Source organism: Corynebacterium humireducens NBRC 106098 = DSM 45392 (assembly GCF_000819445.1).
Lineage (GTDB): Bacteria > Actinomycetota > Actinomycetes > Mycobacteriales > Mycobacteriaceae > Corynebacterium > Corynebacterium humireducens.
Genome location: NZ_CP005286.1, coordinates 1 through 22,725, shown reverse-complemented (window position 1 = coordinate 22,725; position 22,725 = coordinate 1). Strand labels below are relative to the sequence as shown.

Sequence of the window (22,725 nt, the reverse complement as noted above, 5' to 3'; positions counted from 1 at the left end):
CCTGGTCTGCTTCGGGGGCTCCCGGTGCGTGCAGCAGGTCGCTATCAACATGAGATGCAGCGGCGGCGGTCTCCCGCCTCACTCCCTAACCCGAGGGTCGGGGGTGATGCCGATGCGGTCCAGCAGTTCGGTGGTGGTGTCCGGCCGGTTGAACGTGTACACGTGCATCCCCCCGGCACCGGCGTCCAGGATGGTCTGCGCGAGCTCGGCCGTGAGGTCGAGGCCCGTCTGGTACTCGCTCTCCGGGCCTGCCGCCTCCAGTCGGCTGATCAGCCGGTCGGGGACGGTAAGGCCGGAGAGCTGTCCCATTCGACGTAGTCTCGCGACGCTCGTCATCGGCATGATGCCGGGGATGAGCGGGATGCGGACGCCTGCCAGGCGGGCGCGCTCCAGGAAGCGGAGGTAGTCCTCGGCGTCGAAGAAGAGCTGGGTGATGGCGAAGTCGGCGCCCAGGCGCTGCTTGGCCAGGAGGACGTCGATGTCCTCGTCGCGGCTGGTCGACTCCTCGTGGCCGCTGGGGTAGGCGGCGACGCCGATGGCGAGGCGGCCGGCGCCGAAGCGGGCGACCTGCTCCTCCTCGATCTCCTGGATGAGGTTGATGAGGTCGGTCGCGTGCTTGAGGTAACCCTCAGGCATACCGGTCTGTCCTTCTGCGAGGTCGCCGCGGAGGGCGAGCAGGCCGCGGACGCCGGAGTCCATGAGCCGGTTGATCCAGCCGATGAGCTCCTCGCGGGTGCCGGCGGTGCAGGCCAGGTGGGCGACCGTCGGGATGCGGGTCTGGGCGCTGATCTTCGCGATGAACTTCGCGGTGCCCTCGAGCCAGCCGGAGTTCCGGGAGCTGGTGACGGAGATGTAGTCCGGGTTGTAGGACTGCAGCGTGTCCAGCAGTTCGTCGATCTTGGCCTCGTCCGCGTCGTGGCGCGGGGGCATGACCTCGAAGGAGAGGGAGGTGCGCTCCGGCACGGGGGCCTGGCGCCATTCCTCGGGATCGAAGGTGTCCAACGGGGCGGAGGCGGAGAATCGACGCTTGGCGCTGTACTGCGGCGCGTTTGCGTTCATGTGTTTTCCTCCTTCAGACATCCCGTTGGGCAAGTGGCTGTGAATGTAGCAAGCCAACGGTTTGCGGCGGGTAATTTTCCTAAAGGTGCTATTTCCGGTTTGCCGCGTGACCTGCGGCGATAACCCCACCCTAGCATGAATATAATTCACCCCCGAGGGCCGATTTTCGGACAAAAATGGACCAAGCGGTTCAGTTTCATTTCCCCAGGTTCCACACATCCGGAAACCCGCCCTGATCGAGGCTTCGCCGCTAGTCTGGGAGGGAGAATGACCCACTGAACAAGGAGCACACCGTGAACCCCGCAACGATCAAGATGATGCTGGACGCATTCACCGCCGTCCGCGGCCGCGTGAAGGAGTACAACGAGCAGAAGGTCCGCGAGGCCTACGACCTGCTTTCCGACGCCGCCAACCGCGTCGACCTCGACGAGCTGCGGGCCCGCGGCGAGTCGCTCATCGACGAGGGCCGCCGTGAGGCAGGCAACGTCACCCAGGCGGCCCACCTGCGTCTCGACGCCGCCAAGGCCCGCCTGGCCAAGGTCGCCGACAACACCCCGGCCAGGAAGCGCGCCCGCAAGGCGCAGTGCCGCCGCAACTGGACGATGGTCGGCCTCGCCGCGCTGCTCGTCTCCGCGATCGGCGGCGCCGTCTACTGGTTCACCCGCCGCGAGGACGCCCCGGGCGACACCCCGCCGCGTGTGGAGGACTTCTCCGGCGGCGAGGCCCCGGCCGAGTCGAAGCTGGTCTACTCCACCGAGACCCCCGAGGAGGGCGTCCCGGAGGAGCGCGACGAGGAGCTGCTCTCCGCCCTCGACGAGCAGCTGGAGAAGCACCGCACCGCCGCCGAGGACGAGGCCGGTGAGTTCGAGATCGTGGAGGATCTCTCCACTACCGACACGGCCGATACCGCCGACGCCGACGCCGCCGAGGTGGAGTCCGTCGACGACGTCACCGACCCGGACGCCGAGGCCGGCCCCAAGAAAAAGTAGTCCACTCCTCTCGCCTCAACACCCTCGCCCCCTGCCCCGGGGGCGGGGGCGTTCTGCGTGTGAGGTAGGACACAGGTAGCCTCAGGCACATGCGAATGAACGTGCTCACCGTGACGACCATCAACGACCTGACCCTCAGGTTCCCCGCCCACTCGGAGGAGAAGGACGAGAACGACCTGCCGGAGGTCGACAACGTCGAGCGTCTCCGCGCGGTCCTCGAGTCCGAGGACCCGGAGGCCGCCTTCGAGTGCGTGGACCTGCAGGGTGACGCGCACACCGTCCCCGCCGCGGAGATCTCGCGGTACGACATCGAGGAGATGTGAGCTTCGAGTTCCAGGACTTCGAGACGGTCGTCGAGATTCCGGGTGAGGGGAGATCCTCCTCGTCTGTCACCGGAGATGACGGCGCGCATCGCTGACGCTCTCGACAAGGTCCCGGGGTTGTTGGCGGTGGATCGCGAGCATGGTCGGGGCCTGCAGTTCACCGCCACTGAGACCGGGGATTACGCGGTCGTTGAGTACGGGATCGCCGAAGTGGCCTTCTCCCACTACTGACCCCGGCACACCGCCTCGTGCTCGACGTGCCCCGGGTGCTCGAGCTGGATCGTCGAGTGCTCGATGTGCAGTTCCCGCAGCGCCGCCTGGGCCGCCCCGAGCACCCCGCACTCCCCTGCCGGCACGCACGCTTCGTCGACGACGAGATGGGCCGTGGCCAGCGGCGTGACGCCGTCCATGGACCACACGTGCAGGTCGTGGACGTCGGTGACCCCCGGCAGCCCGGCGAGCACCCGTTCCACCTCCCGCGTATCGACGCCCCGCGGCGCCCTCTCCATGAGCACCCCCAGTGTCTGCCACAGCAGGCCGAGTGAGCGCGGCAGGACGAAGGCGACGATGGCCAGGGAGGCGATCGTGTCCGCCGGTGCCCAGCCGGTCCACCGGATGACCAGGCCGGCGATGATGACCGCCACCGAACCGAGCAGGTCCGCCAGGACGTGGAGCAGGGCACCGCGGACGTTGAGGTCGTCCCCTCCGTGGCGCGAGAGCACCCACGCCGAGGCCGCGTTGGCCACCAGACCCACGACGGCGACGCCGAGCATCATCGTGGTGTCGATGTCGTGGTGCCCGCCGAGGCGCCCGATCGCCTGCACGAGGATCCACACCACCACGCCCGTCACAGCGACGGCGTTGAACAGCGCCGCGAGGACCTCGACGCGGCGGTACCCGAACGTCGCGCTTGCCGACGCCGCCCTCTTCCCCACCAGCGCCGCGAGGAGGGCGATGAGGAGGCCGGCGGCGTCGGAAAGCATGTGCATGGCGTCCGAGAGCAGCGCGAGGGAGCCGGAGACGAGGCCGCCGACGAGTTCGGCGGTGAAGATGGTGCCGGTGATGGCGGCCGCGACGCCGAGTGCGCGCAGGGGCGCGTGTCCGTGGTCATGATCGTGTGCCATGACCACAGACTAACTTATTGAAACCTTATTGAAAACGTCGCCGTCAGGCGCGACCCTTGAGAATGAGGTTCCAGTACATGAACGGCAGTCCGTAACGCTTGAGCACCCACATGTCGAAACGCGGCTTCGTCGTGTCGATCACCGGGATCGACGGCGTCGGCTCCATCTTGTAGTTGAACTCCGCCAGCAGCACCGAACGCTGCGACGTGACCAGCGGACACGAGGCGTAGCCCTCGTACGTCGGGGACAGCGCGCGGCCCTCCATCGCCGCCAGCAGGTTCTTCACCAGCACCGGCGCCTGCTTACGGATCGCCGCACCCGTCTTCGAGTTCGGCGCACTCGAGGCGTCACCCAGCGAGAACACGTTCGGGTACTCCGTGTGCTGCAGCGTGTGCTTGTCCACCTTGACGTACCCCAGCGGGTTGTCCGGGTCGGCCAGCGGGCTGTTCTTCACCCAGTCCGGCGCGGACTGCTTCGGCACCACGTGCATGATGTCGTAGTGGATGTCCTCCGACTCGCCGCTGGAGTTGTCGCGGATGGTCGCCGTCTGCGTCGCGCCGTCCACCTCCGTGAGCTCGGAGTTGAAACGCACGTCGATGCCGTACTTCGCGGCCACCTTCTCCAGCTCATCCGAGAACACTTTCACACCGAACATGCCCGGTGACGGCAGCACGAGGATCACGTGGATGTCATCGAGCACGCCCTCCTTCCGCCAGTGGTCCGCCGCCAGGTAGGCGATCTTCTGCGGGGCGCCGCCGCACTTGATCGGGTCGGTCGGCATGGTGAACACGGCCGTGCCCTGCTTCATGTGCTTGATCATCTGCCAGGTCTTCGGGGCGAGATCGAAACGGTAGTTGCTGGACACATTCGGCGTTTTCAGCGCTTCCGGCAGTCCCGGCGTCTTGTCCCAGTCCAGCTGGATGCCCGGGCACACCACGAGGTAGTCGTAGGACACCACGGTGCCGTCGCTGAGGCGCACCTCGTTCTTCTCCGGGTCCACGCCCTCCGCGGCGCCCTTGATCCACGCCACGCCCTGCGGCATGACACTTGCCTGCGGGCGCTCGGTGCTCTTGATGTTGCCCTGACCGCCGCCGATCATGGTCCAGAGCGGCTGGTAGTAGTGCTTGTCGCTGGGCTCGATGACGGCGATGTCGTCCTGCCCCTTGATGCGCAGCCGTGCTGCGACGCTGATGCCGGCGTTGCCGCCGCCGATGATGACGATCCGGTGGTGGATGGCCATGATGTCCTCCGTCAGTGCTGATCTCAGGTGGTTGATGAGTGACCGAAGAGATGAGTCGACTCGTTTTTTATTCACCTTAGCAGTGACGGCCATCGCAGGATTGGCAGTTTGTGATTCCAGTTACAGATTGCTTCTCGACGCCGCCGCCTCGTCCCCTGACACAACGTCGAGACCACATCGTCGAGACGACCCCGCCCCGGGCCCACCAAGGTCGAGACCACTCCCCTCTCGACCATGTCCTCTCGAACCTGCCCAGCCCGCCCCCGGACAACCCGCCGCGTGTACGGCAGGAGTTGTCCCGTAACTTTCCCGCACAGGACCCACCTGATGCCCTCTCGGCACCTCACGGATAAGAGCAGGACAGGACTGCTGGGTTAAGCACTAAAAAGTGTGTCCGTGACTCTGCGTAGCCCCAGCACAGTGCCACTAAACCGGGGTTTAATAGCTCCCGAACAGCTATTTCCCGCACGTTAACCCACCCCGGTGCCGCCTTCTGCTAGGCCCGCTCGATTGGCTGTAAGCGGTGACCACAAACCGACCCCGCTGCCCCGTATGCAGCCACACCACCAAGAAAAACGGCACCACCAGCAAAGGCACCACCCGCTGGCGCTGCACCGACTGCGGACACTCCTTTGTCCGCACCACCCAGCACGACCACCCCCACGCCGCCACCATGCGGACCTTCATCACCTGGGTCACCGGCACACAATCCCTGACGGCCCTGGCCGAACACCACGGCCGCCACCGCAACACCCTCAGCCGTCGGATGTCCTGGTGCTGGTGGATCATCCCACCCTCAGCAGTCGACCCGCACCGCATCCACGACCAGATCTTCCTCGATGCCACCTTCCTGGCCAGCGGCTGCCTGCTCATCGCCGCCAGCCGCACCCACATCATCAACTGGACCTGGGCACGCACAGAAACCACCGCCGCCTACCGGGAACTGATCAGCCCGATCCCCGCACCATTGATGGCTGTCATCGATGGTGGCCAAGGCGCCGCCTCCGCGATCACCTCCACATGGCCGACCACAATCATCCAACGGTGTCTGGTCCACGCCCAACGAGTTGTCCGCCGCCACACCACCAGCCGGCCACGCACCGACGCAGGGAAAACCATCTACCGTCTGGCCCTGCAGCTGACCCGGATCACCACCCTGGACCAGGCCGCCGAATGGACCGCGCACCTCCAGCAGTTCGGTGCCGTCTACCAGGACTGGCTCAACCAGAAGACCACCGTCCAGGACCCGGTGACCCGTCAGTACAAGCAGGTGTTCACCCATCCACGGGTCCGTGCCGCCTATCATTCGCTGCTGTCGTTGTACCGGCGGAAACTGCTGTTCAACTACCTCCAACCACCTGCCGGGGCCGTGGACCCGGACAGGTTCGCCCCGACCACCAACGTCCTGGAGGGCGGGTTCAACGCACCGGTCAAAGAGCTCGCCCGTCGCCACCGCGGACTGTCGCGTCCCCATCAACGCACCGTCATTGACTGGTGGCTGTACCTGAAGACACAAACTCCTGACGATCCAGTAGCGATCGCCAGGAGTCAGTCCTGGGGCCAAGTCGCACTTTCCACGGCGCAGGACTTGGTCAACCACGAAAACACCCGCCCCGACATAAACGGAATCGGTGCCCCTGCAGGCTACGACACTGCGATTGATTCCAGCTACCAGCACTCCATGGGCATCCAGCAAGGATGGATAGGCCGCTGACCCGCCTCGTCTGGCCCAGACGACACGCCCGGGCCAGACACACTTTTTGGTGCTTAACCCGGACTGCTACCAGCCCAAACAAGAAAAACCGCAGGTCATGTGCGACCTGCGGTTTTCCACCTTGTGGAGCATAGGAGAATCGAACTCCTGACCTTCTGCTTGCAAAGCAGATGCTCTACCAATTGAGCTAATGCCCCATTGTTCCTGGTGGGCCTAGCAAGAATCGAACTTGCGACCTCATCGTTATCAGCGATGCGCTCTAACCGACTGAGCTATAGGCCCTTGGAACGTTGATAACATTAGCCAGTGTTATGCCACTATGCCAAATCGCCTGGTCAGACGGCATAAATCCGACTGTCCAGGCGACTGTTTCAGGCACTGTTGAGTGCGTTACTGGGTGGCTTCCTCCTGGACGCCGATCTGCAGGCCACCGAAGAGGTCGACGATGGCGTTGTAGACGACGGCGGCCAGCGGCGCGAGCACCGTGGTGAGGATGACGCTGATGGCGCCGAGGAGCGCGGCCGCGGACATGACGAGTCCGAAGGTGACGGCGCGGTCCTCGCCGATGTCGCCGAGGAGGGAGTTGACCTGGTTCCAGATGCCGGCGGAGCCCATGCCCACGTAGAGCAGGGCGACGGCGATGAGCCAGGCGATGAGTCCGACCAGTGACATGGCCAGTCCCACCCGGAAGGCGGACAGGGGCGAGATGCGCGTGACGGCGATGGTGCGGCTGGCCATGGCCTACTCCTCGTTGTCCTCGTCGTCCCCGGCACCGTCGGCACCGTCGGCATCATCAGCCGACCCGGCTTCCGCGGCCTTCTGCTGGGCACGTTCGGTGGGGCCGGTGACGTTGCCCTTGGCGACTGCCTCGGCCTCCTCCTCGCCCTCTTCCTCGACGTTCTTGTCGATGGCGAGCAGTTCGACGCCGTCGGGCAGGTTGACCAGGCGGACACCCATGGTGGCGCGGGAGGAGGGTCGGATCTGGTTGACCTCGGTGCGGATGACGCCGCCGGCGGAGGTGATGGCGAAGATCTCGTCGTCCTCGTCGACGGCGAGGGCGCCGATGAGGTGGCCGCGCTTCGGGGTGTACTTGAAGGTGACCACGCCGAGGCCGCCGCGGCCCTGGGAGTTGTAGTCGGACATGGGGGTGCGCTTGCCGTAGCCGCCGCTGGTGGCGACGAGCAGGTAGTCGCCGTCGTGGACGACGGACATGGCGAGGAGCTGGTCGTCGTCACGGAAGCGCATGCCCTTGACGCCGGCGGTGGCGCGGCCCATGGGGCGGAGCTGGTCGTCGTCGGCGGTGAAGCGGATGGACTGTCCGTACTGGGAGACGAGGAGGAGGTCGTCGTCCTCGGAGCAGAGTGCCGCGCCGATGAGGCGGTCGCCTTCGTTGAGGTTGATGGCGATGAGGCCGGCGGAGCGGGCGGACTCGTAGTCGGTGAGGCGGGACTTCTTCACGCGGCCCTGGGCGGTGGCGAGGACGAGGTAGGGGGCGTCCTCGTAGGTCTGGATCTGGATGACCTGGGCGATGCGCTCCTCCGGCTGGAACTCCAGGAGGTTGGCCACGTGCTGGCCGCGGGCGGTGCGGGAGGCCTCGGGCAGTTCGTAGGCCTTGAGGCGGTAGACGCGGCCGAAGTTGGTGAAGAAGAGGATCCAGTCGTGGGTGGAGGACACGAAGAAGTGCTTGACGACGTCGTCCTGCTTCAGCTCCGCGCCCCGGACACCCTTGCCGCCGCGCTTCTGCGACTTGTAGGCGTCGACCTTGGTGCGCTTGGCGTAGCCGGTGGAGGTGATGGTGACCACGACGTTCTCGCGGGCGATGAGGTCCTCCTCGGAGACGTCGCCGGTGGCGGCGATGATCCGGGTGCGGCGCTCGTCACCGTACTTCTTGACGATCTCCTCGAGCTCCTCACGCACGATGGCGCGCTGGCGCTCGGGCTTGGCCAGGATGTCCTTGTAGTCGGCGATCTCGATCTCGATCTCGGCGAGCTCGTCGACGATCTTCTGGCGTTCGAGGGCGGCGAGGCGGCGCAGCTGCATCGCGAGGATGGCGTCTGCCTGGGTCTCGTCGACGTCGAGAAGCGCCATGAGGCCGGAACGTGCCTCGTCGACGGTGGGGGAACGGCGGATGAGGGCGATGACCTCATCGAGCATGTCGAGGGCCTTGACCAGGCCGCGGAGGATGTGGGCGCGCTCCTCGGCCTCGTCGAGACGGAACTGGGTGCGGCGGATGATGACGTCGATCTGGTGGGCGACGTAGTAGCGCAGCATCTGGTCGAGACGCAGGGTGCGCGGGACGCCGTCGACGATGGACAGCATGTTGGCGCCGAAGTTCGACTGCAGCTGGGAGTGCTTGTACAGGTTGTTGAGCACGACGCGCGGGACGGCGTCACGCTTGAGCGTGATGACGATGCGCAGGCCGACGCGGTCGGAGGACTCGTCGTCGATCTTGGAGATGCCGGCGAGCTTGCCGCTGGACACCTGCTCGGCGATGTTGGCGACGAGGTTGTCCGGGTTGACCTGGTACGGCAGTTCCGTGATGACGATGGTCTGGCGGTTGCCGACCTCCTCGATCGACGTCACGCCGCGCATGCGGATGGAGCCGCGGCCGGTGGTGTAGGCGTCCTTGATGCCCTGGTCGCCGACGATGAGGCCGGACGTCGGGAAGTCGGGGCCCTTGACGAACTTCATGCAGGCCTCGAGGGCCTCCTTCTCCTCCGCCTCGGGGTTCTCGAGGAGCCAGTAGATGGCGTCGGCGAGCTCGTTGAGGTTGTGCGGCGGGATGTTCGTCGCCATGCCGACGGCGATGCCGCCGGAACCGTTCATCAGGAGGTTGGGCACGCGCGCCGGCAGGACGTCCGGCTCGCGGGTCTTGCCGTCGTAGTTCGGGGAGAAGTCGACGGTGTTCTCGCGGATGTCGCGGACCATCTCCATGGCCAGCGGGGTCATCTTGCACTCGGTGTAACGCATGGCGGCCGGGCCGTCGTTGCCGCGGGAGCCGAAGTTGCCCTGGCCGTCGACCAGCGGGTACCGCATGCTCCACGGCTGCGCGAGGCGCACGAGGGTGTCGTAGATGGCCACGTCGCCGTGCGGGTGGAACTGGCCCATCGTGTCGGAGACGGGGCGGGCGGACTTCACGTAGCCGCGCTCCGGGCGGTAGCCGGAGTCGAACATCGCGTACATGATGCGGCGGTGGACCGGCTTCATGCCGTCGCGGACCTCGGGCAGCGCACGACCGACGATGACGGACATCGCGTAGTCGATGTAGCTGGTCTGCATCTCCTCATTGATGTCAATGGGGTGGATGCGGTCGAAGAGGTCTCCTCCACCGGTGGTGGTGTCGTCGCTCATGATCACCTATCTGTAGGGGGTGTAGACCCCTCAATCCTACCTGTTACGGGCTGTGGGGCCGCGTGCGGCGCCGATACCCCACATTCGGTATCAGAGTGGTATCACTACATCGCTTATCGACGCCCCTCCCAGCCCTCCACCCTCCCCCAAAAAGGTTCACTTTCCGTAATAATTGTTGCCGCATGCAAGCCAGCTTGTTACCTTGGGGCGCAAGCGTTTCGAGACATATAAATCCCGAAACGAGTTTCTTTTTGCCTCCCCCACTGTCAGGTCGCGGTCTGCGGCCGGAAGGACACCACATGGCTTTCAAGCGATACGCAGCACTGCTCGCAGGTTCCGCACTCATCGGCTCCCTCACCTTCGTCCAGCCGGCAATGGCCCAGGAGGCCGCCGAGCCCACCCAGTGCGTCAGGACCGTGCAGGAGACCATCCAGGTCGCCAAGGCCGGAACGGTCGAGAACCCTTTCCGCGGCTTGTTTGGTTCCTATATCCAGGTGCGGTCCGCGGATGTGGCAGGCATTCCTGACGCTGAGCTGGTCAACGGAAACGCCCGGGTTCTCCAGTTCACCGTCCCGGAGGACATCGCAGCCGGTGACTACACCGTCACCTTGACGTCGCTCTTCGGTACCACCGCGACGCGGACCCTGACGGTCACCCTCGAGGACAAGACCGTTGACAAGGAAGAGAAGTTCGACTGCGCCACCATCACCGTCGGTGACGTCACCGTCACCACGGGCAAGACCGCGACGGTCGAGGCCGACGTTGAGGATGGTGCCACCGAGCTGACTCTCAACGCACCGGAGGGCCTGGGAGTCACCGTCCGCGACAACGGCGAGACCATCGACATCGACGCCACCGACGCAGAGGTCAAGACCTACACGGTCCCCTTCACCTACAAGGCTGAGGGCACCAACGAGGAGCAGGAGGGCTCCTTCCAGGTCACTGTCGTGGCCCAGGTCGTCCAGACCATCAACGACGTCACCGTGACCGAGGGTGGCGATGTCTCCCGTGACCTGACCCTCACTCCTGGCGTCTCCGAGCTGAAGTTCACCGAGACCCACGGCCTCGAGATCACCCACGAGAATGACAAGCTGACCGTCAACGCTGGCACGGTTGCCGCCAACGATTACGAGGTCAAGTTCACCTACAAGGCTGACGGCGAGGACAAGAACGGCACCTTCAAGGTCACCGTCGAGAAGAAGGCTGACGAGGACGACGAGAACGAGGTCACCCAGACCATCGACGATGTCACCGTCATCGAGGGCGATTCCAAGACCGTCGACCTGACCCTCGCTGATGGCGTCACCGAGCTGCAGTTCACCGAGACCCACGGCCTCGAGGTCAAGCGCGAGGGCGACAAGCTGACCGTCATCGCTGGTGACGTGAAGCCGGGCGAGTACACTGTCGACTTCACCTACAAGGTTGACGGCGACGACGAGGCCAAGAAGGGCTCCTTCAAGGTCACCGTCAAGGCGGAGACGGACGAGGACGAGGACAAGGACGAGCCGAAGGAGAACGCCTCCTCCAAGGCTTCCTCCAACTTCCGGGACTCCTTCAAGGGCCTGTCCTCCAAGTAGGACCTGCTGACTGACAGCACAGAAACACCAGGGCCACCCCGCACTGCGCGGGGTGGCCCTGCCCCTTTTTCAGGCCCCTGCAATCAGTAGAACCGTCAGACCCGGCATGAGGATCCCTGCACCGGTCCGGTACCGCAGATTGTCAACAAAGCCTCCGCGGTTTCTCACCTGCCAGGAGCGGGACCCACTCTGTTCGGGGTACCCATGACGAGGGTGACCAGCGCTGTTATTCTTGAAAAGAAAATTCATACAATAGTGTATTTATTGGTCATACGATGACAATGTCCCATCAGCGGGCATCCCCGAACAGGAGAAAAATCTTGGCATTCCAGCGTTCCTCCGCACTGCTCGGCGCCGCAGCGCTTCTCGGTTCCGCAGTTCTGGCCCAGCCGGCCCTCGCCGCCACCGTGCTCACCTACGAGGCACAGGAGCTGGCCGTCGGCGAGAGCGTGACCGTCTCTCCCCTCACCACCCCGGCCCACTGCGCGGTCTTCCTGGAGTGGGGCACCAACGACGGACTGGATGTCACCGTGGACGAGGCCACCGGTGCCGTGACGGTGAAGGTCGTTGACCCGCAGCAGGACGAGTACCTCGTCAACGTCGCCTGCGGCAACATCGACGCCGACGAGGAGTCCCTGCGCTACGGCGGCGTCCCGGTCACCGTCGTCGACAACTCCACCCCGCCGGTCGATACCCCGGTCGTCGAGGACGAGGACACCGAGGATGTCGAGGACACCGATCCGGTGGACACCGAGGACAAGAAGGACGAGAAGGACAAGAAGGACGAGAAGGACAAGAAGGACGAGAAGGACAAGTCGAGCAGCATCGCTGACCTGCGCGGCTCCTCCGACCTGCCGCGAATCTTCGCAGGTTCCTCGCTGCGCTAGCCTTCCCTGACTGTGACGCCGCCCCTCTCCGCAGGGGCGGCGTCGTTGTTTCCGGCCATCACCCGCACGTGCATCGGGTTGCCACCACCCTGGTATCAAGGAGGCATGGCCATGACTCTGCGTCTCACCCCGGAACAGGACCGCGCCCTCACCCTCCTCGCCGAGGCACAGGGTTCCAGCAAGCACGAAGCGGCCGTCCGTGCCATCGTCTCCGCCGCGAATCGCCTGCTTAACGACGCCACCGTCGCCCAACTCGCCCGCGACGTCCTCCCCGGTCACGCCGCCCTGGAGTCACGGATCCGACGGACCCGCCGATGATCCCCTCGCTCACGCCCGAGCAGCTCCTGCTCATCGCGGACCAGTTCTGCGAGGCCCACCGCGTCACGGTGCGCGACTTCGGGGCACTCGTCGCCTCCGCCGCCGTTGCGGGAGCGCGTATCGACGGCATCCCCGTCCACGCCCACCCGGCCGCCGCCGGTGACGCCCTCGCGGACACGATCGCCCGCCTGGAACCGCTCAGCGATTTCAACCGGGAGTTCGGAGAGGTCTGCCGGGCGGTGTATCAACGACTCCCCCAGTGAAACACCGCCGCCGACGTCAAATCTCAAGGCTGCAATTCTGTCTCTCCAGTAACATTTTGTTGATCGTTCACAGAGAATTCGCAGCATAATCGCCAAATCGTGATGCCACGACCCCCCAAAAGGGGCCACCTAAGGTCGCATCCATTTGTTTGATTCCCAGTTCACGCATTTAGGTTGAGAGACCATTCTCCCCAGTGACTAACATTTCCGTAGCAATCGGCTGCCAGTGGTCCCCACTGGACTCCGAGCGTGGTCGCTGCCAATGGACCAATTCCCCGGCGATCAGTTCGACACATTCCCATCTGTCAACGGATTTCTAATGTTCAACAAGCGCATTGCCGCGGCCATCGCTGGCACCGCTCTCGCTGCCTCGGCAATCATTGCCCCGCAGGCCTCTGCCCAGACTCTCGTCCAGAACGACGCCGGTGTTTACGGCACGCTCGTGACGGTTGACACGAACCAGGGCTCTCAGACCGTTTTCCTGCCGAACGGTGTTGAGCTGATCGCCGTTCCGGGTGGTACCCAGAAGCCCAAGGAGTACCCGAACTGCTTCACCAAGAACGGCAACGTCTACACGAACTACAACTTTGCTCAGATCACCCACGGCACCGTCGATTCGGTGGTCGACGGTGTTTCTTACAAGACTGTCGGAGCTGAGTGCTCGGCGGGCTCCTACATCGATCCGGGCAACGGCAACGGTGGCGACAACGGCAACGGTGGCGACAACGGCGATGACAAGGACGGCTCCTCCGTCGGTGGCGCAGCGCTGCTCGGCCTGTCCGCTCTCGGTGCCGCTGGTCTCCTGAGCTCCGGCGCCAACTCCTCCGCCTCCTCTGACGAGTCCGCACCGGTTACCGGTGATGACTCCGAGGGTCCTACCACCGGCCCGGTCGCTGGCCAGGATGCCAAGGCTGACGCCCAGAAGCCGGCCACCGGCCCGGTTGGCGGCCAGGACCCGAAGGCAGCCGCACAGCAGTAGATGGAGGCTCTCGCGAGCATCCCCTGATCCTCAGCCAACCGCCCTGACCCTCCCGGTCAGGGCGGTGTCGTCGTTCCGGGGGATTTGTCCGCATGATTCTTCCAGGACGTGTAATATCGGTAACCGTTGTGGCTGCAGTCAACAGAAGTAACCAATGAGGCGTTCTGGCTGTGGCGGAAGAGCTGCAACTGCAGGCGATCATCGTCGTTGCGCGTCACCCGGCCCACCGGATGCGCGTCACCATGGTGATCGCCGTTTCCTTTCGTCCCACACCCACCCATCTCCCGCGATAGGCTGGTCCGCATGACTGATCTCTCCCAGCTCCTGACCGCCGACAAGCGCGACACCGTGGTCGCGGACCTGACTGCTTTCGCTGACGCGACCGTCGCGAAGCAGTCCGGACTCACCGGCACCGCCATCAAGGCTGCCGTGGCCGCGGCGAAGAAGGTCGACGCGAACATCGTGTCCAAGGGCGTCAACCGCATGCTCCCGGACGTTCTCGGCGACCTCCAGCCCCACTGGCAGGCCTTCCGTGCCGAGGAGTCCACCGACTTCGGTGCCTTCCTCGCCGGCCGCAGCGCCCAGGTCGTGGACTCGCTCATGTCCATCGCGGACCGCAACGCGGAGTCCATCACCGTGGCGCCCCTGGCGAAGGCCTACAACGGCCTGCGCGGCAAGGCCGCGAAGGTCATCGAGCCGGAGATCCCGGAGCTCGGCAGGATCCTGCAGAAGCACATGTCCTAGGTCCATGAGCACGGTACGGCTCGCCGCCTTCGGCGATCTGCATCTGGGTCGCAGCAAGGCGCCGGGTGCCCGGTGGGCGCGGGAGGCGCTTATCGACGCCACCCGCAACGGCGCCGACGCCATCGTCTTCACAGGCGACCTGCTGGACAAGAAAAAGGCCACCGGGAAGGACCTCGCCGACGCAGTCGACCTGTTCCGCCTGGTCACCGAAGAACTGGAACGCCCCCTGGTTCACGTGTGGGGCAACCACGACGTCGGCTCCGGCATGATCCCGCTCTTCCCGGAGATCAGCGGCGTCCACCGCCCCACCGACGACGCCGTCGCCGAGATCCGCGTCCCCGACCTGCCGCTGGTGTTCCACGCGGTGAACGTGACGCAGGACCCGGACCCGCGGGACGTCGTGAAGCATCTGCCGCGCGTGGAGGAACCCGGGCACGTCGGCATCCTCCACTCCGAGGTGGAGGGACGCTACACCAAGAACCCCTGCCTGCCGACCACCACCGAGCACCTCCTCTCCCGCGGCTACGAGGCGTGCCTCATGGGGCACGTGCACTCCCCCGTCGTCCTCCACGAGGAACCGTGGATCGGGTGGATCGGGATGGGCCAGATGCTCGAGATCGAGGTCGCCGCGCTGCCCTGAGCCCCTGAGGGGCCCGGGCTACCTAGACGTCGAGGAAGCGGACGTCCTTCGCCTTGCGGGTGATGAAGGAGCGGCGGGCCGCGACATCATCGCCCATGAGGATGGAGAACAGCTCATCGGCGCGCTGTGCGTCATCCAGCTCGACGCGGCGCAGGATACGCTGCGCCGGGTCGAGGGTGGTCTCCCACAGCTCGTTCGGGTTCATCTCACCGAGACCCTTGTAGCGCTGGATGCCGTCGTCCTTGTTGATCTTGCGGCCGGCGGCGAGACCCTCCGCGAGGAGCTCGTCGCGCTCCTCATCGGAGTACGCGAAGCCCGGCTCGCCCTTGCCCTGCCACTTGAGCTTGTACAGCGGCGGGTTCGCCAGGTAGACGTGCCCCTCGGCGATGAGGTCCGGCATGAAGCGGAACAGCAGCGTGAGCAGCAGCGTCGCGATGTGCTGGCCGTCGACGTCGGCATCGGCCATGAGCACGATCTTGTGGTAGCGGAGCTTCGAGATGTCGAACTCCTCGTTGATACCCGTGCCCAGCGCCGTGATGATGGCCTGGACCTCGGCGTTCTTCAGCACACGGTCGAGGCGGGCCTTCTCCACGTTGAGGATCTTGCCGCGCAGCGGAAGGATCGCCTGGTAGAGCGAGTCACGGCCGGCCTTGGCGGAACCGCCGGCCGAGTCACCCTCCACGATGTAGAGCTCGGAGACGCCCGGATCCTTCGAACGGCAGTCGGCCAGCTTGCCCGGCAAACCGCCGAGGTCGGTGGCGGACTTACGGCGCACCAGCTCACGGGCCTTACGCGCCGCGATACGCGCCTGCGAGGAGGCGACCGCCTTGTTGACGATGGCCTTGGCCTCCGCCGGGTTGGCGTCGAGCCACATGGCGATGTGCTCGTTGGCCATGCGCTGCACGAAGGAACGGATCTCGGTGTTGCCCAGCTTGGTCTTGGTCTGGCCCTCGAACTGCGGGTCCGCCACACGCACGGACACGACCGCGGCGAGGCCCTCACGGCAGTCCTCGCCGGTGAGGTTCGGGTCCTTGTCCTTGATGAGCTTGTGCTCGCGGGCGTACTTGTTCATCAGGGAGGTCAGCGCGGAGCGGAAACCCTCCTCGTGCGTACCACCCTCGTGGGTGTTGATCGTGTTCGCGAAGGTGTGCACGGACTCCTTGTAACCGGAGTTCCACTGCATCGCGATCTCGACCTCGTGGCCCTCACCCTTCGCGTCGAAACCGACGATCGACGGGTGGATGACGTTCTTGCTCTTGTTGAGGTGGTTGACGTAGTCGACCAGGCCCTCCGGGTAGTGGTACGTGACCTTCTTCTCACGCTTCTTCGGCGGCTTCGGGGCCTCGCCGGCGGAGGCCTCCTCCACCTCGGTGTCGTCGAAGGAGGGGGCGTCGAGAAGCTGGGCGGTGTCGCCCTCCTCCGCGATGGCCTCGAGCTCGAGCTGTTCCTCGGTGACGCGCTCGTCCTTGAGGGTGATGGTCAGGCCCTTGTTGAGGAAGGCCATCTCCTGCAGACGACGCGAGATCGTGTCGTAGTCGAAGTCGGTCGTCTCGAAGATCTCCGGGTCCGGCCAGAAACGGATGGTCGTGCCGGTGCCGCGGGCGTTGCCGCCCTCGACGAGATCCTCCGGCACGGAGTTGTTGAAGTTCTGGATCCAGTGCTTGCCGTCGCGCTTGATGTCGGCCTCGAGGTGGGTCGACAGGGCGTTGACCACGGAGATGCCGACGCCGTGGAGACCACCGGACACCGCGTAGGAGTCGGAGTCGAACTTGCCGCCGGCGTGCAGCTGGGTCATGACGACCTGGACGGTCGGGGCACCCGAGGGGTGCATCTCGACCGGGATGCCACGGCCGTCATCGACGACCTGGACGCCACCGTCGGCCAGCAGGGTCACCTCGACCTTGGTCGCGTGACCGGCCATCGCCTCATCGACGGAGTTGTCCACGACCTCCCACACGAGGTGGTGCAGGCCGCGCGGACCGGTCGAACCGATGTACATGCCGGGGCGCTTGCGGACGGCTTCGAGGCCCTCGAGGATCGTGATCGATGACGCGTCGTACTGGTGTTCAGCGTTAGCCACGTGAAACGAGATCTCCTCGCTAGATTGAATCAGACCTCACCAGTCTACACTGCGGGGGTCACTACCAGGGAAGGGGTCGCGCGCGTCGGAGGGCGGTTCTCGCGCGTTTTCGGGGGAAAGTGCCTATCCGTAGGTGTCGCGCGGACCGCGACCCTTGACGTGGAGCGGCCCCTTGCGCCAACTCGGGGCCCGCGGTCCGAAGATCTTCAGTTCCACGATGATGTTCGGGCCGACCTTCTCCGCGATCACCTGGAGGATCTGCCGCTGCATCATCCGCAGGTTCGTCGCCCAGGCCGTCGAGTCACACGTGATGAACAGTTTCCTGTCCTTCACCATCTCCACCGTGGTGTGCTGCGCGATCTTCGGGCCGACCAGCTCCTCCCAGTTGCCGAACACCCAGCCACCCGCGATGTCCTTCTCCCACCCGCGGCGCCGGATCTCCGTGCCCAGCAGCGACCCGAACGTGTCCACCTCCAGCGGACGCCGACGTCGGCGTCCATCCTTCCCCGTCGGCATCCCCAACCGCGGCGGGGTCGTCTTCCTCTGCGGCCGGCGCGGCGGCAGGGGCGTGGCGCCGCGCTGTTTCGCGGCCTTCTGCATGGCCTCGAAGGCGGCCTGGACCGGGTCCTGCTCATTCGAGCTCACTGATCCTGCCCTCCTCCGTGTCCCGCACCGTGACCAGGTACTTCCTCGCCGCCGCCGTGATGTTCGGCGGCAGATCGGCGTCGACCGCCGCGGTGATGAGCACCTGCTCCGCGTCCGCGGCCAGGTCGACGAGCTTCTCGCGTCGTTTCGCGTCGAGCTCCGAGAACACGTCGTCGAGGATGAGCACCGGGTCGGAGCCGTCGCGACGCAGCAGCGTGAACTCCGCCAGCCGCAGCGCGACCGCGTAACTCCACGTCTCCCCGTGCGAGGCGAAACCCTTCGCCGGCGTATCCCCGAGGTGGAGCAGCAGGTCATCGCGGTGCGGCCCGACCAGCGACATGCCGCGTTCGATCTCACGCTGCCGTCCCCGGCCGAGCTCCGCGAGCATCTCCGCCTCGAGGACCTCCACGTCATTGCTTGCCGACGCCACCGTCCCCCGGTACTCCACCCGCGCCGGCCGGGACTCCGGGGCGATCCCCGCATAGGCCTCCGTGACCAGCGGCCCCAGTTCCTCCACGAGGGTGAGCCGGGCCGCGATGACCTGCGCACCGTGCGCGGCGAGCTGGCCGTCCCACACGTCGAGCGTCGCCAGCGCACCGGCCCCGTCGGCGTCCCGGTAACCGCGGCGCAGCGCGGCGTTCGCCGACTTGAGCAGGGCGTTCCTCTGGCGCAGGACCTTGTCGTAGTCGGCCTTCACCCCGGCCAGCCGCGGGCTGCGGGTGGCGATGATGTCGTCCAGGTAGCGGCGCCGTTCCGCCGGCTCCCCCTTGATCAGCGCCAGGTCCTCCGGCGCGAACAACACGGTCCGGACCACCCCGAGGAGTTCCCGCGGGGAGTTCAGCCGCGTCCGGTTGATCTGCGCCTGGTTCGCGGCGTGCGGCTTGATCAGCAGGTGGGTGGTCAGTTCGCGGCCGTGGTTGACGGCGGTCGTCGAGATGCGGGCGTTGACCGCCCCCTGCCGCACCAGCGGCGCGTCGTGGGCGACGCGGTGGGAGGCCAGGTGGGCGGTGTAGCCGACCGCCTCGACGATGTTCGTCTTGCCGAAGCCGTTGCGCCCGACGAACAGGGTGATCCCCGGTCCGAGCTCGAGCGTCAGCTCCGGCCAGCTGCGGAAGTCCCGCAGGTCAAGCGTCCTGATGTAGATGAGCCACCCACCTATCCGGGCAGGCGCACCGGCATGAGCAGGTAGGTGAACTCCGTCTCCGGGGTCGGGAAGATGCCCTCCGCGTCCGGCTCCGGCAGCTCCTCCGGGTCCGGGACGAGGATCGCCGGGCGCGAAGGCTCGGTGAACCCGAAGACCACACGGTTGGTGTGGATCACGGACAGACCGTCCCGCAGGTAACCCGGGTTGAAGGCGATGACCAGCTCATCCTTGCCCGCGAAGGCACAGGGCAGACGCTCCTCGGCATGGCCGGAGTCCAGACCACCGGCCGAGAGGATGAGCTCACCGTCGGTGAACTGCATGCGGATCTGCGCGTTGCGCTCGGTGACCAGGCTGACGCGGCGGATCGCCTCCTGCAGCGGGGCGATCTCCACGCTGGCGATCGACGTGTGCGTCTTCGGCAGCAGCGGCTGGATGTTCGGGAAGTCCGCGTCGAGCATGCGGGTGGTCGTCTCCCGGGAATCGGTGTGGATGCCGAACAGGCCGGCGGCGCCGATCTGCTCACCCGTGCCGACGGCGATCTCCACCGGGTTGTTCACGCTCTGATCGAGGGTGCGGGCGTTGTCCAGCAGCGTCTTCGCCGGGACCAGCAGCTTCGCCTCGACGTCCGGGGACGCCGGATCCCACTCGAAGGTGCGCAGCGCCAGACGGAAACGGTCCGTGGCGGCCAGCTTCACCTGGTTGCCGGTGATCTCCATGTGCACACCGGTGAGCATCGGCAGGGTGTCATCCTTGCCGGCGGCGGTGGCCACCTGGGTGACCGCCTCGGAGAACAAGGCCGGGTGGATCGTGCCGGTGACCTCCGGCAGCGTCGGGATCTGCGGGTAGTCATCCAGCGGGATGAGCGGCAGCTCGAAGCGGGAGGAACCACAGGACAGGAGTGCCTTGGAACCCTCGACGCGGAGCTCGACCGGCTTGTTCGGCAGGTTGCTGACAATCTCCGAGATGAGCTTGCCCGCCACCGCGATCCGCCCCTGGTCGCCGATCTCCGCGGCGATCTTCACCCGCGTCGACACCTCGTAGTCGAAGCCGGCGAACTCCAGACCGTTGTCATCCGCAGTGATGAGCATGGCTCGCAGAACCGGCTGCGTGACCTTGGTGGGCAGATTCCTGGCGACCCACGCCACCGCGTTGGCCAGATCATCTCTGACCACCCGGAACGACACTGCTTGTGACTCCATGCTTTCGGGCTCCTCAAAAACTTGTGATCCGGCGCTGCGGACCCTGAATAACAAACTCCAACGTACCTGACCGTTCCCGGCGATCGAACTCTTGTAATTCGTCTCAGCCGGGTCCGGGCACCTCCCGGAGCTCGGCTCCGGTCCGTTCTCCCCACATCCTCTTTCTTCTTGAGAAATTACAAGTTTGAAAGAGAGTAAGAGCAGTAGGTCCTGTGCAACCTGTGGATGGAGGGTCGAATCACAAGGTAGTCGACCGAATCCGCCGTGTGATTCTGCCTGTGGATAACTTGTGGATAACTCTGGGCAATTGTGGATAACTTCCGCCCTTCCGGACTTATCCACAGGAGGGTCGAATCCATTCACCGCTTCTCAACAGCGAAAACGCGGTTGTCCACAGGGGTGCGGGCTATTGTGCTGGCCGTCACACTGTGACTAATCTCTCCGAATTACAAGAGTGTAATTACACAGGTGTGGATAGCCCTGTGAGTAACTTTTCCGCGTCGCATCGTGCCTGTTCAGGGGCCTGGCGGGCCGGGCCTCGGGAGCGAATGACACATTTTCGGGGCCGTGGCGGGTTTTGTCATTCGGGTCGGGCCACCGCCGGAATGACATGTTCGGGACCACTACTCCTCTCGAACGCGTCGGGCTGTGGCCGGGAGCTCCCGAACATGTCATTCCGAACTTGTAGCGCGAGGCGGGCGGGGCGGGACCCGGAATCAGCGACGCCCCGCGCATCGGGTGATGGGCGGGGCGTCGGAACGTCGAGAAGTTGTGTCTAACCTCGACCGCGGTTCTTGATGAGCTGCGTCAGCTGCTGGATCTCGTCGTAGGTGTCACGCTTCTCGGTCATCTCCTTGCGGATCTTGCGGTCGGCGTACATGACGGTGGTGTGGTCCTTGCCGCCGAACTCCTGGCCGATCTTCGGCAGGGAGAGGTCGGTGAGCTCGCGGCACAGGTACATCGCCAGCTGGCGGGCGTGCGCGACGGCGCGGGTCTTGCCGGCGCCGGTGAGGGTGTCCATCGTGATCCCGAAGTAGTCGGAGGTGACCTCCATGATCGTGGAGGCCGTGATCTCGACGTCGGCGGCGTCGGGAAGGATGTCACGCAGCGCGATCTCGGCCATCTCCTGGTTGATCGGCTCGTTGATGAGCGAGGAGTAGGCCGACACGCGGATGAGCGCGCCCTCGAGCTCGCGGATCGAGGACTCGAAACGCGAGGCGATGAGCTCCAGCACACTGCGGTCGACGTGCGTGCCGTCCGCCTGGGCCTTCTTCTCCAGGATGGCGATGCGGGTCTCCAGGTCCGGCGGCTGGATGTCCGTGATCAGCCCACCCTCGAAACGCGTGCGCAGGCGGTCCTCCAGCGTGGTCAGCTGCTTCGGCGGACGGTCCGAGGACAGGATGATCTGCTTGTCCGCCTGGTGCAGCGCGTTGAAGGTGTGGAAGAACTCCTCCTGCGTACCTTCCTTGCCCTCGAGGAACTGGATGTCGTCGACCATGAGGATGTCGAGGTTGCGGTAGCGCCGCTTGAAGGACTCCTGCCGGTCGTCGCGCACCGAGTTGATGTAGTCGTTGGTGAACTCCTCACTCGAGACGTACTTCACCCGCAGACCCGGCTGCAGGACCTGTGCGTAGTTGCCCGCGGCGTGCAGGAGGTGCGTCTTACCCAGGCCGGAGCCGCCCCAGATGAACAGGGGGTTGTAGGCGCGGGCCGGGTTCTCGGCGACCGCGACGGCCGCGCCGTTGGCGAAACGGTTCGAGGAACCGATGACGAAGTTCTCGAACGTGTACTTCGGATTGAGCGACTTGTCGCGGTTCGGGTCGTGCGCCGGCGTCTCCCGCGGCAGACGCTGCCCCTGGTGGTACACCGGCGCGGTGTGCTGGTGCTGGTGCGGCGCCGTGACCTGCGTGAACTGCGGCTGCACGGGCTGCACAGGCGGAGGCGGCGGGGGCGGCGGCACCGGCTGCGCCGGGGCGGGCGGCGTCACGGGGGCGGAGGTGTGCGAGGTGTCCCAGCCGAGGTGGTGGTCCGGGATGCGCTCCTGCACGCCCGGGACCGTGGTCTGGATCGGTCCCTGCGGACGCTGCGCGGGCGGGACCGGCTGGTGCTGCTGGGGCTGTGCCGGCGCGGGCTGCTCCGGGGCCGGGGCCGGCGGCATGGCCTCCGGCTGGATGGAGACCGCCAGGCTGCAGGGACGCCCGGTGCGTTCGGTGAGCACCTTGACGATGTGCGGCCCGAAGTCGTCCTCGATGACCTGCTTGGCCATGGCGTGCGGGGTGGCCAGCACGGCGTATCCGTCGACGAGGACGATCGGCTGGACCAGGCCGAGGAAGGCCCGCTGCTGGTGCGTGAAGGTGGGGATGCTCGAGTCCGAGCGCTCCGACTGGTCGAGGAGCTCCGCCTTGATCGCCTGCCAGGCTTCGGCGAGTGACTGTTGCTGATCTGTCAC

The 22,725-nt window shown here is 65.7% G+C and carries 20 protein-coding genes and 2 tRNA genes; 10 read left to right on the top strand and 12 right to left on the bottom strand.

Annotation, left to right across the window (positions count from 1 at the left end; genetic code table 11):
* Positions 1–78: 78 nt before the first annotated feature.
* Positions 79–1,059, bottom strand: coding sequence for a methylenetetrahydrofolate reductase (locus B842_RS00110; protein ID WP_052437635.1), 981 nt, complete (start codon positions 1,057–1,059; stop codon positions 79–81).
* Positions 1,060–1,352: 293 nt separating this feature from the next.
* On the opposite strand from B842_RS00110, the gene B842_RS00105 reads away from it, so the two are divergent.
* Both B842_RS00105 and B842_RS00100 read left to right on the top strand, forming a co-directional pair.
* Entirely contained in the window at positions 1,353–2,048 is a 696-nt protein-coding gene (locus B842_RS00105; protein ID WP_052437634.1) for a hypothetical protein, read from the top strand.
* Positions 2,049–2,137: 89 nt separating this feature from the next.
* A complete protein-coding gene (locus B842_RS00100; RefSeq protein ID WP_156119383.1) occupies positions 2,138–2,371 on the top strand; it encodes a hypothetical protein in 234 nt (77 codons plus the stop codon).
* A gap of 224 nt (positions 2,372–2,595) precedes the next feature.
* On the opposite strand, the gene B842_RS00095 is transcribed toward B842_RS00100, so the two are convergent.
* Positions 2,596–3,495, bottom strand: coding sequence for a cation diffusion facilitator family transporter (locus B842_RS00095; RefSeq protein WP_040087136.1), 900 nt, complete (start codon positions 3,493–3,495; stop codon positions 2,596–2,598).
* Positions 3,496–3,538: 43 nt separating this feature from the next.
* Positions 3,539–4,735: an NAD(P)/FAD-dependent oxidoreductase gene (locus B842_RS00090; RefSeq protein WP_040084485.1), complete on the bottom strand. Its 1,197-nt coding sequence runs from the start codon at positions 4,733–4,735 to the stop codon at positions 3,539–3,541.
* Positions 4,736–5,258: 523 nt separating this feature from the next.
* Here B842_RS00090 and B842_RS00085 point away from each other — a divergent pair.
* Positions 5,259–6,449 carry an IS1249 family transposase gene (locus tag B842_RS00085; protein ID WP_040084484.1) on the top strand — a complete coding sequence of 397 codons (1,191 nt, stop codon included), beginning with the start codon at positions 5,259–5,261 and terminating at the stop codon, positions 6,447–6,449.
* Between the two features lie 124 nt (positions 6,450–6,573).
* Here the strand turns inward: B842_RS00085 and B842_RS00080 are convergent.
* The 4 genes from B842_RS00080 to gyrA form a co-directional block, all read right to left on the bottom strand.
* A tRNA-Ala gene (locus B842_RS00080) sits at positions 6,574–6,646 on the bottom strand.
* 8 nt (positions 6,647–6,654) lie between these two features.
* A tRNA-Ile gene (locus tag B842_RS00075) sits at positions 6,655–6,731 on the bottom strand.
* A 108-nt stretch (positions 6,732–6,839) separates the two neighbouring features.
* Positions 6,840–7,187, bottom strand: a complete 348-nt coding sequence (locus B842_RS00070) for a DUF3566 domain-containing protein (protein WP_040084483.1) — start codon at positions 7,185–7,187, stop codon at positions 6,840–6,842.
* A gap of 3 nt (positions 7,188–7,190) precedes the next feature.
* Positions 7,191–9,800, bottom strand: coding sequence for a DNA gyrase subunit A (gyrA, locus tag B842_RS00065; RefSeq protein ID WP_040087135.1), 2,610 nt, complete (start codon positions 9,798–9,800; stop codon positions 7,191–7,193).
* Between the two features lie 299 nt (positions 9,801–10,099).
* Between gyrA and B842_RS00060 the strand changes: the two genes are divergently transcribed.
* The 7 genes from B842_RS00060 to B842_RS00030 all read left to right on the top strand — a co-directional run bounded on the left by B842_RS00060 (position 10,100) and on the right by B842_RS00030 (position 15,208).
* Positions 10,100–11,377: a hypothetical protein gene (locus tag B842_RS00060; protein WP_040084481.1), complete on the top strand. Its 1,278-nt coding sequence runs from the start codon at positions 10,100–10,102 to the stop codon at positions 11,375–11,377.
* Between the two features lie 320 nt (positions 11,378–11,697).
* Positions 11,698–12,264 (top strand): hypothetical protein, encoded by a 567-nt coding sequence (locus B842_RS00055; RefSeq protein ID WP_040084480.1) that lies wholly within the window; start codon positions 11,698–11,700, stop codon positions 12,262–12,264.
* A 105-nt stretch (positions 12,265–12,369) separates the two neighbouring features.
* Positions 12,370–12,582 (top strand): CopG family transcriptional regulator, encoded by a 213-nt coding sequence (locus B842_RS00050; protein WP_040084478.1) that lies wholly within the window; start codon positions 12,370–12,372, stop codon positions 12,580–12,582.
* Positions 12,579–12,845 carry a hypothetical protein gene (locus B842_RS00045; protein ID WP_040084477.1) on the top strand — a complete coding sequence of 89 codons (267 nt, stop codon included), beginning with the start codon at positions 12,579–12,581 and terminating at the stop codon, positions 12,843–12,845. Before B842_RS00050 ends, B842_RS00045 begins: the two co-directional genes overlap by 4 nt.
* Before the next feature lie 319 nt (positions 12,846–13,164).
* Positions 13,165–13,824, top strand: a complete 660-nt coding sequence (locus B842_RS00040) for a hypothetical protein (protein ID WP_040084475.1) — start codon at positions 13,165–13,167, stop codon at positions 13,822–13,824.
* Between the two features lie 303 nt (positions 13,825–14,127).
* On the top strand, positions 14,128–14,568 hold the full coding sequence (locus B842_RS00035; protein WP_040084474.1) for a DUF6918 family protein: 441 nt from the start codon (positions 14,128–14,130) through the stop codon (positions 14,566–14,568).
* 4 nt (positions 14,569–14,572) lie between these two features.
* Positions 14,573–15,208 (top strand): metallophosphoesterase family protein, encoded by a 636-nt coding sequence (locus B842_RS00030; RefSeq protein ID WP_040084473.1) that lies wholly within the window; start codon positions 14,573–14,575, stop codon positions 15,206–15,208.
* A 22-nt stretch (positions 15,209–15,230) separates the two neighbouring features.
* On the opposite strand, the gene gyrB is transcribed toward B842_RS00030, so the two are convergent.
* The 5 genes from gyrB to dnaA all read right to left on the bottom strand — a co-directional run bounded on the left by gyrB (position 15,231) and on the right by dnaA (position 22,725).
* Positions 15,231–17,288, bottom strand: coding sequence for a DNA topoisomerase (ATP-hydrolyzing) subunit B (gyrB, locus tag B842_RS00025; RefSeq protein WP_040084471.1), 2,058 nt, complete (start codon positions 17,286–17,288; stop codon positions 15,231–15,233).
* A 123-nt stretch (positions 17,289–17,411) separates the two neighbouring features.
* Positions 17,412–17,888 (bottom strand): DciA family protein, encoded by a 477-nt coding sequence (locus tag B842_RS00020; RefSeq protein WP_052437957.1) that lies wholly within the window; start codon positions 17,886–17,888, stop codon positions 17,412–17,414.
* Positions 17,889–17,919: 31 nt separating this feature from the next.
* A complete protein-coding gene (gene recF / locus B842_RS00015) occupies positions 17,920–19,077 on the bottom strand; it encodes a DNA replication/repair protein RecF (protein WP_040084469.1) in 1,158 nt (385 codons plus the stop codon).
* 11 nt (positions 19,078–19,088) lie between these two features.
* Positions 19,089–20,276 carry a DNA polymerase III subunit beta gene (dnaN, locus tag B842_RS00010; RefSeq protein ID WP_040084468.1) on the bottom strand — a complete coding sequence of 396 codons (1,188 nt, stop codon included), beginning with the start codon at positions 20,274–20,276 and terminating at the stop codon, positions 19,089–19,091.
* A gap of 775 nt (positions 20,277–21,051) precedes the next feature.
* The gene (dnaA, locus tag B842_RS00005) at positions 21,052–22,725 is read right to left on the bottom strand and encodes a chromosomal replication initiator protein DnaA (RefSeq protein ID WP_040084466.1); all 1,674 of its coding nucleotides are present in this window, start codon (positions 22,723–22,725) and stop codon (positions 21,052–21,054) included.

Excerpts from the sequence above, each read along its gene's own strand:
- B842_RS00110 (WP_052437635.1), bottom strand. The coding sequence starts at position 1,059 with ATGAACGCAAACGCGCCGCAGTACAGCGCCAAGCGTCGATTCTCCGCC.
- B842_RS00100 (WP_156119383.1), top strand. The coding sequence starts at position 2,138 with ATGCGAATGAACGTGCTCACCGTGACGACCATCAACGACCTGACCCTC.
- B842_RS00095 (WP_040087136.1), bottom strand. The coding sequence starts at position 3,495 with ATGGCACACGATCATGACCACGGACACGCGCCCCTGCGCGCACTCGGC.
- B842_RS00090 (WP_040084485.1), bottom strand. The coding sequence starts at position 4,735 with ATGGCCATCCACCACCGGATCGTCATCATCGGCGGCGGCAACGCCGGC.
- B842_RS00070 (WP_040084483.1), bottom strand. The coding sequence starts at position 7,187 with ATGGCCAGCCGCACCATCGCCGTCACGCGCATCTCGCCCCTGTCCGCC.
- gyrA (WP_040087135.1), bottom strand. The coding sequence starts at position 9,800 with ATGAGCGACGACACCACCACCGGTGGAGGAGACCTCTTCGACCGCATC.
- B842_RS00060 (WP_040084481.1), top strand. The coding sequence starts at position 10,100 with ATGGCTTTCAAGCGATACGCAGCACTGCTCGCAGGTTCCGCACTCATC.
- B842_RS00050 (WP_040084478.1), top strand. The coding sequence starts at position 12,370 with ATGGCCATGACTCTGCGTCTCACCCCGGAACAGGACCGCGCCCTCACC.
- B842_RS00045 (WP_040084477.1), top strand. The coding sequence starts at position 12,579 with ATGATCCCCTCGCTCACGCCCGAGCAGCTCCTGCTCATCGCGGACCAG.
- B842_RS00040 (WP_040084475.1), top strand. The coding sequence starts at position 13,165 with ATGTTCAACAAGCGCATTGCCGCGGCCATCGCTGGCACCGCTCTCGCT.
- B842_RS00035 (WP_040084474.1), top strand. The coding sequence starts at position 14,128 with ATGACTGATCTCTCCCAGCTCCTGACCGCCGACAAGCGCGACACCGTG.
- B842_RS00030 (WP_040084473.1), top strand. The coding sequence starts at position 14,573 with ATGAGCACGGTACGGCTCGCCGCCTTCGGCGATCTGCATCTGGGTCGC.
- B842_RS00020 (WP_052437957.1), bottom strand. The coding sequence starts at position 17,888 with ATGCAGAAGGCCGCGAAACAGCGCGGCGCCACGCCCCTGCCGCCGCGC.
- dnaN (WP_040084468.1), bottom strand. The coding sequence starts at position 20,276 with ATGGAGTCACAAGCAGTGTCGTTCCGGGTGGTCAGAGATGATCTGGCC.